General features: G+C 61.7%; 9 protein-coding genes. 5 read left to right on the top strand and 4 right to left on the bottom strand.

From position 1 onward, the window contains the following. Positions 1-133 precede the first annotated feature (133 nt). Positions 134-1231: a redox-regulated ATPase YchF gene (gene ychF / locus ACR0EZ_RS17120; RefSeq protein ID WP_480615353.1), complete on the top strand. Its 1098-nt coding sequence runs from the start codon at positions 134-136 to the stop codon at positions 1229-1231. Between the two features lie 35 nt (positions 1232-1266). On the opposite strand, the gene ACR0EZ_RS17115 is transcribed toward ychF, so the two are convergent. Beyond that, positions 1267-1779: an ester cyclase gene (locus ACR0EZ_RS17115; protein WP_480615351.1), complete on the bottom strand. Its 513-nt coding sequence runs from the start codon at positions 1777-1779 to the stop codon at positions 1267-1269. Positions 1780-1936: 157 nt separating this feature from the next. On the opposite strand from ACR0EZ_RS17115, the gene ACR0EZ_RS17110 reads away from it, so the two are divergent. The 4 genes from ACR0EZ_RS17110 (at position 1937) to ACR0EZ_RS17095 (ending at position 8299) form a co-directional block, all read left to right on the top strand. Beyond that, positions 1937-2818 carry a LysR family transcriptional regulator gene (locus tag ACR0EZ_RS17110; RefSeq protein WP_480615349.1) on the top strand — a complete coding sequence of 294 codons (882 nt, stop codon included), beginning with the start codon at positions 1937-1939 and terminating at the stop codon, positions 2816-2818. An 85-nt stretch (positions 2819-2903) separates the two neighbouring features. Further along, a complete protein-coding gene (locus ACR0EZ_RS17105) occupies positions 2904-4607 on the top strand; it encodes an NAD(P)H-dependent oxidoreductase subunit E (protein WP_480615347.1) in 1704 nt (567 codons plus the stop codon). Between the two features lie 14 nt (positions 4608-4621). Further along, positions 4622-7405 (top strand): formate dehydrogenase subunit alpha, encoded by a 2784-nt coding sequence (fdhF, locus tag ACR0EZ_RS17100; RefSeq protein WP_480615345.1) that lies wholly within the window; start codon positions 4622-4624, stop codon positions 7403-7405. 114 nt (positions 7406-7519) lie between these two features. After that, entirely contained in the window at positions 7520-8299 is a 780-nt protein-coding gene (locus tag ACR0EZ_RS17095) for a cyclase family protein (RefSeq protein ID WP_480615344.1), read from the top strand. A 143-nt stretch (positions 8300-8442) separates the two neighbouring features. Here the strand turns inward: ACR0EZ_RS17095 and ACR0EZ_RS17090 are convergent, their stop codons facing one another. The 3 genes from ACR0EZ_RS17090 to ACR0EZ_RS17080 all read right to left on the bottom strand — a co-directional run bounded on the left by ACR0EZ_RS17090 (position 8443) and on the right by ACR0EZ_RS17080 (position 15697). Beyond that, positions 8443-12531, bottom strand: a complete 4089-nt coding sequence (locus tag ACR0EZ_RS17090) for a translocation/assembly module TamB domain-containing protein (protein WP_480615342.1) — start codon at positions 12529-12531, stop codon at positions 8443-8445. Continuing rightward, the gene (locus ACR0EZ_RS17085; RefSeq protein ID WP_480615340.1) at positions 12528-14333 is read right to left on the bottom strand and encodes an autotransporter assembly complex protein TamA; all 1806 of its coding nucleotides are present in this window, start codon (positions 14331-14333) and stop codon (positions 12528-12530) included. The genes ACR0EZ_RS17090 and ACR0EZ_RS17085 overlap by 4 nt, the downstream gene beginning before the upstream one ends. A 140-nt stretch (positions 14334-14473) precedes the next feature. Continuing rightward, positions 14474-15697: a urate hydroxylase PuuD gene (locus ACR0EZ_RS17080; RefSeq protein ID WP_480615338.1), complete on the bottom strand. Its 1224-nt coding sequence runs from the start codon at positions 15695-15697 to the stop codon at positions 14474-14476. Between the last annotated feature and the right edge of the window lie 3 nt (positions 15698-15700).

Genomic DNA, 15700 nt, shown 5'->3' with positions numbered 1-15700 from the left:
CAACTCACGCAAGTGCAAATGTCATAACGGTGCTGTGATGTTGCAAAAGCGACTCGGGCATTTTGGCAGGCCGGGTTGCGCATTTTCCCCGACGTGCATAGAAGACGCCGTCGTATCGCTTCAGGAGGCCGCAATGGGCTTTAAAATGGGAATCGTGGGTCTGCCGAATGTGGGCAAGTCGACCCTGTTCAATGCGCTGACCAAGACCGCAGCCGCGCAGGCGGCAAATTTCCCGTTCTGCACCATCGAACCGAATGTGGGCGATGTGGCTGTTCCTGACGACCGGCTGGACAAGCTGGCGGCGATTGCTGCGTCCAAACAGACTATCCCGACACGCATGACCTTTGTGGATATTGCCGGTCTGGTGAAAGGTGCCTCCAAGGGCGAAGGTCTGGGCAACCAGTTTCTGGCCAATATCCGCGAGACCGACGCGATTGCCCATGTGCTGCGCTGCTTCGAAGATGGCGATGTGACCCATGTGGATGGCCGCGTCGACCCGGTGGCCGATGCCGACACCATCGAAACCGAGCTGATGCTGGCCGATCTGGAAAGCATCGAAAAGCGCCGCGCCAATCTGGTGCGCAAGCTGAAGGGCAACGACAAGGAGGCCGCGCAACAGGACCGTCTGCTGGCCGAGGCGCAGGTGATGCTGGAAAACGGCAAACCCGCGCGTCTGGTCGAAGTGTCCGACGAGGATGCGAAAGCGTGGAAGATGCTGCAGCTGCTGACCACCAAGCCGGTGCTCTATGTCTGCAACGTATCCGAGGAAGAGGCCGCCGACGGCAACGAATACTCGGCCAAAGTCGCCGAGATGGCCGCCGCGCAGGGCAATGCCCACGTCATCATCAGCGCCAAGATCGAAGAAGAGATCAGCCTGCTGGAAGACGACGAAGCCCAGATGTTCCTTGAGGAGATGGGGCTGGAAGAACCCGGCCTCGACCGCCTCATCCGCGCCGGTTACGACCTGCTGAAGCTTGAAACCTATTTCACCGTCGGCCCGAAAGAGGCCCGTGCCTGGACGATCCGCACCGGCACCGCCGCGCCGCAGGCCGCCGGTGTGATCCACGGGGATTTCGAAAAAGGCTTCATCCGCGCCGAAACCATCGCCTATGACGACTACATCACCGCCAATGGCGAGCAGGGCGCGAAAGAAGCCGGCAAGATGCGGGCCGAGGGCAAGGGCTACATCGTCAAGGATGGCGATGTGATGCACTTTTTGTTTAATACCTGAGCATTACGTGCGCCCGGGTTAACAAAGCTTTGGCGCTAGCCCCCAAGACCCAACTCGTGCCGTAGTGTGAAGTAGTCCCAGACAACCCAGCTTTCCGCAATCTTTCCAGCGGCGATGCGATCGATCTGAACGCCGGTCCAGTTGACTGTATCGCCAGTGGCAGGCTGGCCCAGGTAAGTCCCCTTCTGTGTCCCATAGAAACGCCAATGGGTGGATACGCGGTCGCCTTCGGCGATCTGTGCAAAAATTTCGACTTTCAGGTCGGGAAAGGCTTTGTGATTTTCCGCGACTATGCTGGCCCAAGTGGCTAAATCGATTCTCCCGGTGCCTCCGGTCGCCAAGGGCGCTTGGTGGTTTTGATACCCTTCGGCGAATATTGACTCGTCAATTGAGGACTCTGCTGCCCACATTTCAACGGCCTGCCGGGACAGGTTTTTTGCTGCGGAATTGTCGGTCTGTTGTGCCATCGCATCTCCTCCTGAGGCAAAGGTCAGGAAAATCGCCACTGCCCAAAAGCGCGGTACCAAGCTGATGTACTTTCTAGCCATTGACCTCCTCCTTGCATCATGACCACTTCGGGTAGGATAACGTGTTCGCTTCGACTGGGGAAATTGCGATTTTTCGGCGCGCGCAGGTGCAACAAGAGCTTTCACAGGGCTGTAAACGCGCTACTCTGCGCTTCTGACTGAAAAAAGAAACCGAGGCATGATCGAAATCCGCGACCTCCAACTGCTCAGCGCCCTCGCGCGGCATCGTCATTTTGCCAAGGCGGCCGAGGAATGCGGGATTTCGCAGCCTGCCTTCTCGATGCGCATCCGCAACCTCGAAGACCGGTTGGGTGTATCCATCGTCCGCCGGGCCAACCGGTTTCAGGGCCTGACCGAAGAGGGTGAGATGATCGTTCAGCGCGCGCGGCGTATCCTTGACGACACCAAGGCGCTGGAGCAGCAGGTGCTTGCCTCGAAGGGTGAGATTACGGGGACCCTGATCCTCGGCGTGATCCCGACGGCGATTGCTTTCACCGGTCGGCTGATCAAACGGTTGCAACAGGCGCATCCGCGCATCGTGACGCGCATTGAAACCATGTCTGCGACCGCCATTCAGCATCGGCTGGATGAGGGCAGTCTGGACGCGGGTATCACATATGGTGACAGCATCGGCACTGATCTGCGGCAGGTCCAGCCATTGTACGAGGAAACCTATGTGCTGCTGATCCCGTCCCACATGACCAAGGAAGCCGGCCCGATCCCCTGGGCGCGGGTTGCCGATTTTCCGATCAGCCTGCTTGAGCCGCAGATGCAGAACCGGCGCATCCTTGAACGGATTTTCGCCGAACAGGGCCTGCATCCGCATGTGGTTGCGGAAACCAGCGGCTTTACCGCCTCGATGGTCATGGCGCGCGAGGGGTTGGCGGCGACTGTTGTCCCCCGCGTTCTGGTCCGGGCGCTGGGCGATCTTAAGGGCACAAAGGTGCTGCCGTTGGTTGATCCGATTGTCAGCAAACCGATTTGTCTGGCGACGCTTGCACGTGACCCCGAACTGCCCACGGTCGAAGCTTTGCGTGCGGTGGTGACGTCTTTGCGGTGATAAGCTGTCGTTATCGTGCGATTGCGACAAGCGATTTGACGATATGCTGGTCTGATGAGAGACCGAACCTCAATCGGAGGGCATCATGGCACCATTAGATACCAAGCCATCGGGCGCACCCAAGGGCGTCTGGAAGTCAGGTAAAGGCAAGGGGCGGCACACGCCCAAGGGCCGGCAGTTCACGGATGAGGCGCAGGCCGAAATCGCACGCCTGCTGGGCGACCGCCCGCGCCGCCGCGATCTGCTGATCGAATTCCTTCATTTGATTCAGGACGCACACGGCCATATCAGCGCCGACCACATCGCCGCCCTGGCGGTCGAGATGCGGATCGGTCAGGCCGAGATTTACGAGACCGCCACCTTCTACGCCCATTTCGACGTCGTGAAAGAGGATGAGGCGCCGCCGCCCGCGCTGACGATCCGCGTCTGCGATTCCCTGTCCTGCGAGATGGCAGGTGCCCAGCAGTTGCAGAAGGCGCTGGAGGATGGTCTGGACGCCTCGCGGGTCCGGGTGCTGCGCGCGCCCTGTATGGGTCGCTGCGATACGGCGCCGGTTTTGGAGATCGGCCACAACCATATCGACCATGCGACCCCCGAAAAGGTGCAGGTCGCGATTGCCGCCGGTGACACCTACGCGCATCTGCCCGATTACGAAGCCTTTACCGCCTATGAGGCGAATGGCGGCTACGCCAAGCTGAAAGAGCTGCGCGAGGGCAGTGACTGGGAGAAAGTGCAGGAAGACGTCCTGTCCTCGGGCCTGCGCGGCCTGGGTGGTGCTGGCTTCCCATCGGGCAAGAAATGGGGCTTTGTGCGGATGAACGAAGGACCCCGCTATCTGGCCGTCAACGGCGATGAGGGCGAACCCGGTACGTTCAAGGACCGCTACTATCTGGAACGCACGCCGCACGTTTTCCTTGAGGGCATGTTGATCGCCGCATGGGCGGTCGAGGCGGAAACCTGCTTTATCTATATGCGCGATGAATACCCGGCGGTGCTGGAAATTCTGCGGCGTGAGATAGCGGCGCTGGAACAGGCCGGGATCGTTGAATCCGGCTATATCGACCTGCGCCGGGGGGCCGGTGCTTACATCTGCGGCGAAGAATCCGCGATGATCGAGTCGATCGAAGGCAAGAAAGGCCTGCCGCGTCATCGTCCTCCGTTCGTGGCGCAGGTTGGGGTCTTTAACCATCCGACGCTCGTGCACAATGTCGAGACGCTCTATTGGGTCACGAAAGTGTGCCGTGAGGGGCCGGAATGCCTGAACAGCACCGTAAAGAATGGCCGTAAAGGCCTGCGCAGCTATTCGGTCTCGGGCCGGGTGGCAAAGCCGGGTGTCCACCTGCTGCCTGCCGGATCGACCATTCTGGACGTGATCGAGGCCGCCGGAGGCATGGCTGAAGGTCAGACCTTCAAGGCGTACCAGCCGGGCGGTCCGTCCTCGGGCCTGTTGCCAGCGTCGATGGACGACATCCCGCTGGATTTCGACACGCTGCAACCGCATGGCACCTTCATCGGCTCTGCCGCCGTGGTGGTTCTGTCCGATCAGGACACTGCCCGCGATGCGGCGCTGAACATGCTGCGGTTCTTCGAGGATGAAAGCTGCGGCCAGTGCACCCCCTGCCGGGCGGGCTGCGAAAAGGCGGTCAAGCTGATGCAGGCCGACAAGTGGGATCAGGACCTGCTGGAAGATCTGTGTCAGGTCATGGGCGATGCCTCGATCTGCGGTCTGGGGCAGGCGGCCCCGAACCCGATCCGTCTGGTCATGAAACATTTCGCTGACGAAATCTGAGGGGAGACAGAGCCATGCTTGACGCAAGCCCAAACAAGACCGTCACCTTCAACCTGAACGGCGAAGACGTCACCGTGCCCGAAGGCTGGACCATCTGGGAAGCCGCCAAAGGGCAGGGGTTCACCATCCCGCACCTGTGCCACAAGCCGCAGCCGGGCTACAAACCCGACGGCAACTGCCGCGCCTGTATGGTCGAGGTAGAGGGCGAACGCACTCTGGTCGCCTCGTGCATCCGTCCGGCCTCCGACGGTATGGTGGTGAAAACCGACAGCGAGCGGGCCGAGAAGTCGCGCGCCATGGTGATGGAACTTCTGGTCGCCGATCAGCCGGAACAGCCGCATGATGCCTCGAGCCATTTCTGGGACATGGCCAAGCTGAACAATGTCAGCGACAGCCGTTTCCCGGCGAAAGAGCCCGAGAAAATCCCTCTGCTGGATGACAGCCACGTTGCAATGCGCGTCAATCTGGACGCCTGCATCAACTGCAACCTCTGCGTTCGCGCCTGCCGCGACGTGCAGGTCAACGACGTGATCGGCATGGCCGGTCGCGGCCACACGGCTCAGGTGGTATTCGACCAGAACGACCCGATGGGTGCCTCGACCTGCGTGGCCTGTGGCGAATGCGTTCAGGCCTGCCCGACCGGTGCCCTGATGCCCGCCACTGTGCTGGATGATCAGCAACTTGGCGACAGCAAGGATTACGATTCCGAGACCGAAAGCGTCTGCCCGTTCTGCGGCGTGGGCTGCAAGGTCTCTCTGAAGGTCAAGGACGGCAAGGTGAAATATGTCGAGGGCATCAACGGCCCCGCCAACGAAGGCCGCCTCTGTGTCAAAGGCCGGTTCGGGTTCGATTACATTCACCACCCGCATCGCCTGACCAAGCCGCTGATCCGGCGCGAGGATGCGCCTGCCAAGGGCCTGAACGTCGATCCGGGCAACCTGTCGACCCATTTCCGCGAAGCGACATGGGACGAGGCGATGGATCTGGCCGCCAGCAAGCTGCAAGCCCTGCGTGACGAAGACCCGCGCAGCGTTGCGGGCTTCGGCTCGGCCAAGTGCACCAACGAAGAAGCCTACCTGTTCCAGAAATTCATTCGTCAGGGCTTTAAGCACAACAATGTCGACCACTGCACGCGCTTGTGCCATGCGTCGTCGGTTGCTGCGCTGATCGAAAACGTCGGCTCGGGTGCTGTGACCGCGACCTTCAACGAGATCGAAAACGCGGATGTGGCGATCATCATCGGGGCCAACCCGATCGAGAACCACCCGGTGGCTGCGACCTATTTCAAGCAGTTCACCAAACGCGGCGGCAAGCTGATCGTGATGGACCCGCGCGGTGTTGGGATGCGCAAATTTGCGGATGAAATGCTGCAATTCCGCCCCGGTGCAGATGTCTCGATGCTCAACGCGATCATGAACGTGATCGTCGAAGAAGAACTCTATGACAGCCAGTACATCCACCGCTGGACCGAGAACTGGGAGGCCGAGAAAGAGCATCTGCGCCAGTTCACGCCCGAGGCGATGGCCCCGATCTGCGGCATCGAACCCGATCAGCTGCGCCGTGTGGCACGCACCTTTGCGCAGGCCAAGGCCGGTCTGATCTTCTGGGGCATGGGCGTCAGCCAGCATATCCACGGCACCGATAACTCGCGCTGCCTGATCAGCCTCGCCCTGATGACCGGCAATGTCGGCAAGCCCGGCGCGGGTCTGCACCCGCTGCGGGGGCAGAATAACGTGCAGGGGGCCTCGGATGCGGGTCTGATCCCGATGTTCCTGCCGGACTACCAGTCAGTCACCGATGATGGCATACGCGCCAAGTTCAACGAGGTCTGGAACTCGGACGACTTCTCGAACGAGAAGGGCCTGACCGTGACCGAGATCATCGATCAGGCCTATGCGGGCAATATCAAGGGCATGTACATTCAGGGTGAAAACCCGGCCATGTCCGACCCGGATGTCGGCCACGCGCGCGAGGCGCTGGCCAAGCTGGAACTGGTGATCGTGCAGGATATCTTCCTGACCGAGACGGCGAATTATGCTGACATCATCCTGCCCGCCTCGGCGCTGTATGAGAAGAACGGCACCGTGTCGAACACCAACCGGCAGGTGCAGCGGGTGCGGCCCGCGGTGACCCCTCCGGGTGAAGCGCGCGAGGATTGGGCAATCACCGTCGAACTGGCGCAGCGCATCGGGCTGAATTGGGACTACACGGATGTGTCGCAGGTCTTTGCCGAGATGAAGCTGACTATGGCGTCGCTGGATAACATCACGTGGGAACGGTTGGAGACCGAGACCATCACGTATCCATCTCTGTCCGAGACCGATCCGGGGCAGGCGATTGTGTTCGGCGATGGCTTCCCGCGCGCCGATGGCCGCGCCCGGTTCACCCCGGCCAGCGTCATTCCGCCGGATGAGGCCCCGGACGACGAATATCCGATGATCGCCACCACCGGACGCCAATTGGAACATTGGCACACCGGATCGATGACCCGCCGGGCCAGCGTTCTGGATGCGGTGGAGCCGGAAGCGAATTGCTCGATGAACCCCCGGACTTTGAAACTGATGGGCATCGAACCGGGCGAGACAATCCGCCTGACCACCCGTCGCGGTTCGATCGAGATCATGGTGCGCGCCGACCGGGCAATTGCCGAGGATATGGTGTTCATCCCCTTCGCCTATGTCGAAGCGGCGGCGAATATCCTGACCAACCCGGCCATCGACCCCTATGGCAAAATCCCCGAGTTCAAGTTCTCGGCCATTCGCGTGGAAAAGATCGAAGACGCCATCGCGGCGGAATAATCCGCCACCACGCACCAAGCCAATACAGGCGACCCCGACCGGGTCGCCTGTTTCGTATCTTGACAGCGTATTGCGCGCGGCCAACCCTGTAGCGGCAGCTCCCGGGAGGAAAACATGCCCCGCCGTTTTGTCGATCTGTCCGTTCCGCTGGAAACCGGCATCGTATCCGACCCGCCGATCATGCTGCCCGAGATCGAATACATGACCCATGATCAGACGGCGGAACAGGTCATGGCCTTCTTTCCGGGGTTGCAGAAAGAGGACCTGCCGGGCGGTGAAGGCTGGGCCATCGAACGCCTGCAGATCGCCACGCATAACGGCACCCATCTGGATGCGCCCTACCATCATCACTCGACCATGAACAGCGGCGAGCGGGCGATCACCATTGATGAGGTGCCGCTTGAGTGGTGCATGAACCCCGGCGTGAAGCTGGACTTCCGGCATTTCGAAGATGGCTATGTCGCCACCGCCGCTGATGTCGAAGCCGAACTGAAGCGCATCGGGCACGACCTGCAACCGCTGGATATCGTCGTCGTCAACACCGCGGCCGAAACCCATTACGGCAAGCCCGATTACCTGATGAAAGGCTGCGGAATCGGGCGCGAGGCGACGCTTTATCTGACCGGACGCGGGGTACGCGTCACCGGCACCGATGCCTGGAGTTGGGACGCCCCCTTCCCACTGACAGCGCAGGCCTATGCCGCGACACAGGACCCGTCGATTATCTGGGAGGGGCACCGCGCCTCGATGGACATCGGCTATTGCCATATCGAGAAACTGACCAACCTCGAAGACCTGCCGCCCACGGGTTTCGAAATCTCGTGCTTTCCGTTCAAGATCAAAGGGGCCTCGGCCGGGTTTGTCCGGGCGGTTGCCATATTCGACGATCCGTGAAGCGGTTTGGGGGGCGCTTCGTTTGGCGCGCGCGCAGGCCCATTTGGATAACTGTTTGGGATGGCCAAACAGCCCAAGTCACTGGGGCCAGCGGCCCGGCAAGGCCAGCCGGCAGGTGCTGGCAGAGATCAGTTTTTCGCCGGTTAATAGTCCCGTTCGAAGAACACGCCGATCCCGGTTTCTCCGCGCCCATCGACGGTACCGCGCACGGTGAAATTGTCGGTGACATCCAGGTTCAGATTCACCTCGGTATCGCCCTCGGTGTTGACGGTGAAATCCGTGTACAGATTGTCGCTCAGATACGCGCCTGCGCCCAGACGACCGGCCCCGCCCTCGGTCGCGCCGATATCGACGGTGTCGAGCCCGGTGGACTTGCGCAGCCCCCTGGTGGCATCCCCGCCCGCACCGCTGAGCTGCGCCAATGATGCCGCCATCTGCGCGATCACAAACGGCGAAAGTTCGGAAAACCGGTTTCCGAACAGAAGCATGGCAAGGGCCTCTTCCGCAGGGCGTTCGGGGTCCGAGAACACGTTAACTTCGGGCGAATCCAGCGGCCCGGCAATTTCGATAGTCGCCGTCCCGTCCGAGGTGCTGGCCGAGGATTCGAACTCGATATAGGGCGTCAGGTCGCCCTGCAGGGTGACAATGCCCTTTGTCAGCGCCAGACGGCGGCCCAGAATGTCGAAGTTGCCCCGGATCAGTTCGATCTGGCCCGAGGGGACAACCGATGCCGTGGTGCCGCCGATGAACAGACGCCCCCCCAGTTCCGCGTTCACACCGCGCCCGTTTACAAACACGGCCTTGGGGGCCAGCAGGCTGATATCCAGCGAAATCCGGGAATCGCCTTTCGTTTCGCTCTCTGACACCACAAGCTGCGCGCGTTCTCGGGTGACATAGCTGGCGCGGCTTTCATTCACATGTTGAATCTCGGGGATCGGGGCCGCGCCCACCGCGCCCGAGGCGGCGGCGAGGTTGATGTTGGTCTCGCCAAAATTGATCTGACCCGAAAGCGCGCTGTTCCCGGCCAAAGCTCCGGTCATGGAAATCTGGCCGTTCAGCGTGGTTTCGTACAGCAACTGGTCGGTCAGCACCAGATTGTTGAGCGCGGTCGTGATCTGCGCGTTGAAAGGCGGTGTCAGGTCCACCGGCCCGCTGACCGTAAAGCCTCCGCCCGCGCGCATGCTGCCATTCAGCGAGATTGTGGCGCGGCTTTGCGCAAGATCGACCGACCCGCCAATGCCGGTGATGGTCTGGCCCGCGGTCGGAATGGCCAGCGAGGTGCCCGAGGTCGTGATCGATCCGCTTAAGGAATCCAGCGCCGGATTGCCTTTCAGGGCAAGGTTGAACTGGGCGGTGCCGTCGATCTTGTTGGGCGAGATGAAGATATTGGCGATGCCGATATTGATCCCGCCCTGCGCCGTCAGGTCCGCCTGGCCCGAGGTTTCGTCGAACGTGCCCTTCACGTTACTGTTGATCTCGGCCGGTCCTTCGGCCTTGGCGTCGATGGTCCAGACACCGTTATCCCGTTGCGCGCTGCCGGTGGCGGAAATATTGCCGGGAAAATCGGGCGCGAACCGTTCGATCCGGTTGAACTTGGCGTCGAAATCCACATCTGCCGAACCGTTCCTGTCCACCGTTCCCACAAGGCTGGCATAGGAACTGTCAGGCCCTTGCAGCCGCGCGTTGCCCTCAAGCCCCGATCCGGTGGGGGCCACATTGCCGTCCAGCGACAGCGGGCCGGACAGGGTGTTTGACAACCGCCCCAGATCGTCAAGTGCGGCCGAGAAATTAAGCCCGCCGGACTCCCTGTCCAACTGCCCCGACGCGTTTGCCGACAGGGCCGAGCCTTTCAGCGAGAAGGTGCGGATATTCAGACCCTGATCGTCATTCACCGCATCCACGTTCAGGGTCGTGCGCCCCTGAATCAGCTTATCAGCCAGCTCGATGCCGGTCTGAATGTCATCCGCCGCCACGTTGCCCTGCAGGTCGAAATACTTGCTGCCCATGGCCCCCTGGCCCTGCAGATCGGCCTGAACCGATCCCGCAAGATCACGCCCGGCCAGCCCCGAGAACAGCGACAGGTCCGGCGCGTTCACCTGTGCCTGACCGTCCACTGCCAGTTCGCCGGTCGGGTCGTCGATGGTGGCGGCGACCTGCGCCGTCAGCGCGTTCCCGTTCACCTTGGCCTCGCGAATGACGATCTGATCCTGACTGATAGCCCCGTCAAACTCGACCGAAGTCTGGCCGGTCAGCAGCGGGTCAATGTCGGATATACCGGTCCTGATGCTGCGCCCGGAAACGCTCGCCGTGCCGTCAAACTCCAGCGTCTGAATGGTACCCTTGCCGTCCAGCTTCGCCTGCACCGACCCGCCCAGATCGCGCTTGGCCAGACCGGAAAAGACCGACAGATCGCGCGCATCCACGCTGGCCTGACCGTCGATCGAGACATTCCCGTCGGGCGTTGTCACCGTGCCGCTCGCCTGCGCGCGCAACGCGTTGTTGATCACCGAGAAATCCCGCAGCGTCAGGCCGTCTTCGCCGCGTTTGGCATCGACCGTGACCGTTGTTTCGCCCTTGATCACCGGGTCGATATCGTCGCGCCCTGTGGACAGATCATTGCCCTCGACAACTAGTTTGCCGTCGAAACTGCCCTCAAGCGGCGAGCCGTTGCCCTCGACCCGGACCGTGGCGTTCCCGCCCAGATCGAGCTGTGCCAGATCCGAGAAGCGCGACAGGTCCGAGGCCTCGAGCAGGGCGGAACCGTCCACCTGCAACCCGCTGGTCAGGCCGCTGATCAGCGCGTCGACACCAAGCGCGTAATCCGAGCCGACCAGTTCGAACCCCGACAGGTTCAGGGATTCGTCGCTGCCATAATCGAACAGGCCGTCCAGCGTGATCCGGTCGCCAAGCGCCGTGTTCAGCGCCGCGTCGGTCATGTCGATCCCGTCAAGCGCGGCTTGCAGATCACCATCGACTTTCAGGATATCCCCCTGTTCCAGCGTGCCTTGCGCCGTGATCTGCGCCCGGTCCAGACTGATCTGGGGCGATTTGAACGCGTTTGCCGTCAGGCTCAGGTCCCAAAGATTGCCGTTCTTCCGGTCGAACAGCGCCGATAGCTGTGCCGCCTCAATCGACGTCTCGCCGCCCGAGACCGGCAACACGACCGAGGTCCCTTCGGGCGGAGTAATGCGCCCTTGCAGGGCAGCAAGTTGCAGGGTGCCGCCAGTGGCCAGCTGCAGTTCACCCTTCAGGTTCAGCGCCTCGGTTGTCAGTTCCAGATCGCTGATGTCCAGCGCACCGTCCGGCTTGGTCAGCCCGTCCACGAACAGGCGGGTCTGGGTGCCAAAGAACGTGTCCATGTTCTCGGCGACAAAGGGCGTCAGGTCGCCGCCCAGATCGGCGGTAAAGGCAATCCCGTCCTCGGCGCTTGCCGCCGCGGTCGGGGCCGCGCGCAACCGCACCTGACCGTTGACGCGCACCTGGTTGTCGCTGCTCAGGCCAATGTCGGCGGTGAAATCGGTGACGGGGCCGGACCCTTTGGCCGTCAGCCCGATCGGCGGGCTGTCCGGTATCTTCAGCGCGGTCGAGATCAGCCCGCCCGATGCCTCGATCACCTGCAAATCCAGATCGATCTGGCTGTTGGAATTCTGGAAGCCTGCGGCCAGTTTGATCTCATCCCCGGCGCGGTCCAGCCGGGTGATGTCAAGATTGGTGTCCAGCGTTCCATCTGCCAGCGACAGGTTGCCGTTGACGGCAAGATCAGCCGCGACGCCGATCAGCGGCTCGCCCAGTGACAGCTCATCGATCCGGATCTCGCCGATTTCGATGGATACCGGCAGTTCCGGCAACTGAAACGGCGTGGTTTCCGCCGAAGGTGGTGGCGTGTCCTTGGTGGTTGTTCCCGGAGCGCGGGCGACATCGATTTCCTGCGCGGTCAGCGCGTTGACGGAAAACCGGCCCCGGATCAGGGCCAGACGGTTCCAGTCCAGCTCGGCATCCTTGATGGTCAGCCAGACGCCTTCGTCATCGGAAACCGTAATCTCCTGAATCGTGGCGCGGGAACTGAGCGCCCCTTGCAGGCCCCGGACCGTCACGTTCTGGTCGTCACCCGACAGCGTGTCCTGCAGGAAGCGTTCGATCATGCTGCCGCCGCCATCCTCTTGCGCCTGAACCGCAAGTGGGGCGCAGGTCAGGGTGCCGATCAGCAGAGGATATGAAAGACGCCGTATCAAAATGCCTGCCCGATCCCGATATAGAATTGCAAACCGTTGCCGGTCGTGCCCGAAACCGGCCAGGCCAGATCAAAGCGCAGCGGTCCGAACCCGCCAAGGTCATATCTGACCCCAAGCCCGGCACCCGCGTGATCGCGCGCGCCGCTGCCGATGAACGAAGACGTATCGACCACACCGTAGTCGTAAAACCCGACCAAAGACAGGGTTTCAGTAACCTTGCCGCGCACCTCGCCCGACAGGCCCAGAAACGATTTGCCGCCCGCAACACCGGTGCCGACCGGGATGCCGAGGCTTTCAAACGGCTGGCCCCTGACCGTGCCCGCACCGCCCGAGAAAAACAGAAAGTCCGGCGTGACCCCGTCCAGCGAAGGGCCGAGGACCGAGCCCAGCTGCACCCGCCCCGCGAGCACGATGCGCCCATTGGTTCTGAGGCTGGTATAGGCACGCCCGTCAAAGAACAGGCGAATGCCGGTGTCGGTGCCGGATAGCCCGACAAACGGCATGACCTGCGAATCCAGATAGTACCCCCGCGTGGCGCTGACCCTGCTATCGCGCAGGTCCCATTCCGAACGGAAGGGCAGGATGAAATACCGGAACTTCCGCCCGTCGCCAAAAGCATCATCCGCATCCGACAGTTGGAAACCTGCTGACGCCTCGGCATAGAGCCGGTCCGAGAATGTGCGCCGCGCACCGTAGGACAGCGACGCCACCGTGACATTGTAGTTGTCAGTGTTGCGCTGTTCCAGCAGGGCGCTCCAGAACGTGTTGTCGTCCGGGCCCAGACGATCGGGCTGATCCAAACGCAGGCCCAGTCGCCCGTCCAGCGGTTCGGACCCGCCGATATTGCGCAGCGCCGCCTCAAACCGCAGCCTCTCGGCGCGCCGGAACATGTTGCGATGGGTCCATGTGGCGGTCACATCGACACCAGCGCGCGATGCCAGTTCCACCCCGAAGGTCAGGCGGCGTTTGGGCAGGTCTTCGAATGTGGCATCGAAATCCAGCGTGCCGTCGGGATTGGGCGTTTCGCGTTCCTGAATCGAGACCACGTTGAACGTGCCGGTCCGCCGCAAACGCGTGCCGACCTTTTGAATCTCGGCGGGCGAATACACCTCGCCGCTGGGGAAGCCGGCGATCTTTTCAATCGAGCGGTGGCGCACATCGGTGTCGCCCTTGATGAACATCTTGCCAAAGGTCAGCCGCCTGCCCGGGGCCAGATCGACCTCGGCGTCCAGACGCCTTTGCGCGTGTCGGGCAATGACGGTCTGACCGGCCACTTCGGCCTTGGCGTGACCGGCATCCCGCCAGCCCTGCACGCCAGCGGACGCCGCCTGTTGAATGGCCCCGGTGGTTGCCAGCTTGCCTGTCGCAAACTCCTCGGGCAGGACGGTATCGGGGGCCAGGGGCTGCACGACGGCCTCGCCGAACCTGAACGTCGGGCCGGTTTCAACCGTGATGACGGCGCGATTGATTTGCGCGGGTACGCTGAGTGAACTCAGGTCAGCGGCCTCGCGCCCGTCCAGTTTGATGCTAACGACGGGGCTGAAATACCCTTCGTCATACAGGATCTGAACGATGGTGCGGTAATCCGACAGCGCCCCGGACAGAATTTCCAGCGGCGTGTCCAGCCCACGGGATTCGGCGGTTGTGACCGAGGATGTTTCCTCGATCCGTTCAACCAGTTCCTTGGAGGCGCCGGGGATGGACAGGGTGGTTTCCAGCGCCGCGACAGACGTCGGTATCAAAGCCGCCAGTGCGCCCATAAGCCAGCGCCCAAGACTGCCCTGCGGCTTGTTCCCCTGCATCAGATGGCTCCAACTGCCCCTAGTCGAAATCACTTTTGCCGCATTGTTGTGCGGCTGTTTGATTTCCAGTTAGAGCATCTGAATCCTTTCGGGGAAAGAAAATTAACACGCGGCCCGCCAAATTGCGGGGAATAGTCGTGTTAAAGCCCGGCGTTGCGCACCCAACGGATGATCGCGTCGCGGTCTTCGGGTTCCATATAGGTCACATTGGCGGGCGGCATCGCATGGGTGACACCTGACTGCAGATAGATCTGTTCCGCATTGCGGGCGATATCGGCCTCGGTTTCCAGCAACACGCCTTTGGGGGCCCAAAGGATGCCCTCCCAAACCGGTTCGCGCGCGTGGCACATTGAACAGCGGCCCAGCACGATATCATGCGCCTCTTCAAACCCGGCGGCCGAGGCGAAACGTTCCTCGTAAGACGTCAGCGGCTGCGCCTCGGCCTCTTCCAGCGGTTTGTACATGGGTGCGGTGGACAGCCACATGATGGCGATGAACAGCAGGGCGGTGGCCAGCCATGTCCAGGTGGGATTGCCCGCGCGAGCGTGGCGGGTGTTGAAATAGTGCCGGATGGTGACGCCCATCAGGAACACCAGCGCGGCGATGATCCAGTTATACTGCGTGGCAAACGCCAGCGGATAGTGGTTTGACAGCATCAGGAACACGACCGGCAGCGTCAGGTAGTTGTTGTGGGTCGATCGCAGCTTGGCGATCTTGCCGTATTTCGGATCGGGTGTGCGGCCGTTCTTCAGATCATCGACCACGATGCGCTGGTTCGGCATGATGATGAAGAACACATTCGCCGTCATGATCGTGGCGGTAAACGCGCCCAAATGCAGCATCATCGCGCGGCCGGTGAAAATCTGGTTGTACCCCCAGCCCATCACCACCAGCAACGCAAACAGCAGCACCATCAGCAGTGTGGGACGCTCGCCCAACCCGGACTTGCACAGGAAATCATAGACCAGCCAGCCGACGGTCAGCGAGGCGGCTGAAATCAAAATCCCCTGCCACAGCGCCAGATCGGCCTTTTGCGCGTCGATCAGATAAAGCTCTCCGCCAACCCAATAGACGATCATCAAAAGCGCCGCGCCGCTCAGCCAGGTGGCGTAACTTTCCCATTTGAACCAGGTCAGGTGTTCGGGCATCCGCTCGGGCGCGACGAGGTATTTCTGGATGTGATAAAAGCCGCCGCCATGCACCTGCCATTCCTCGCCATCTGCCGGGCCGGGGATGTCGCGGTTCAGGCCAAGGTCCAGCGCGATGAAGTAGAATGAGGATCCGATCCAGGCGATGGCGGTGATCACGTGCAGCCAGCGCACGGCAAAAGCCATCCAGTCCCAGAACACGGCGAAGTCGTACATTTC

Source organism: Ruegeria sp. AK4, from assembly GCF_056541025.1.
Note: the sequence above shows the minus strand (reverse complement) of the source record. Positions and strands in the feature narration are given on the sequence as shown.

Excerpts from the sequence above, each read along its gene's own strand:
- ychF (WP_480615353.1), top strand. The coding sequence starts at position 134 with ATGGGCTTTAAAATGGGAATCGTGGGTCTGCCGAATGTGGGCAAGTCG.
- ACR0EZ_RS17115 (WP_480615351.1), bottom strand. The coding sequence starts at position 1,779 with ATGGCTAGAAAGTACATCAGCTTGGTACCGCGCTTTTGGGCAGTGGCG.
- ACR0EZ_RS17110 (WP_480615349.1), top strand. The coding sequence starts at position 1,937 with ATGATCGAAATCCGCGACCTCCAACTGCTCAGCGCCCTCGCGCGGCAT.
- ACR0EZ_RS17105 (WP_480615347.1), top strand. The coding sequence starts at position 2,904 with ATGGCACCATTAGATACCAAGCCATCGGGCGCACCCAAGGGCGTCTGG.
- fdhF (WP_480615345.1), top strand. The coding sequence starts at position 4,622 with ATGCTTGACGCAAGCCCAAACAAGACCGTCACCTTCAACCTGAACGGC.
- ACR0EZ_RS17095 (WP_480615344.1), top strand. The coding sequence starts at position 7,520 with ATGCCCCGCCGTTTTGTCGATCTGTCCGTTCCGCTGGAAACCGGCATC.
- ACR0EZ_RS17085 (WP_480615340.1), bottom strand. The coding sequence starts at position 14,333 with ATGCAGGGGAACAAGCCGCAGGGCAGTCTTGGGCGCTGGCTTATGGGC.
- ACR0EZ_RS17080 (WP_480615338.1), bottom strand. The coding sequence starts at position 15,697 with ATGTACGACTTCGCCGTGTTCTGGGACTGGATGGCTTTTGCCGTGCGC.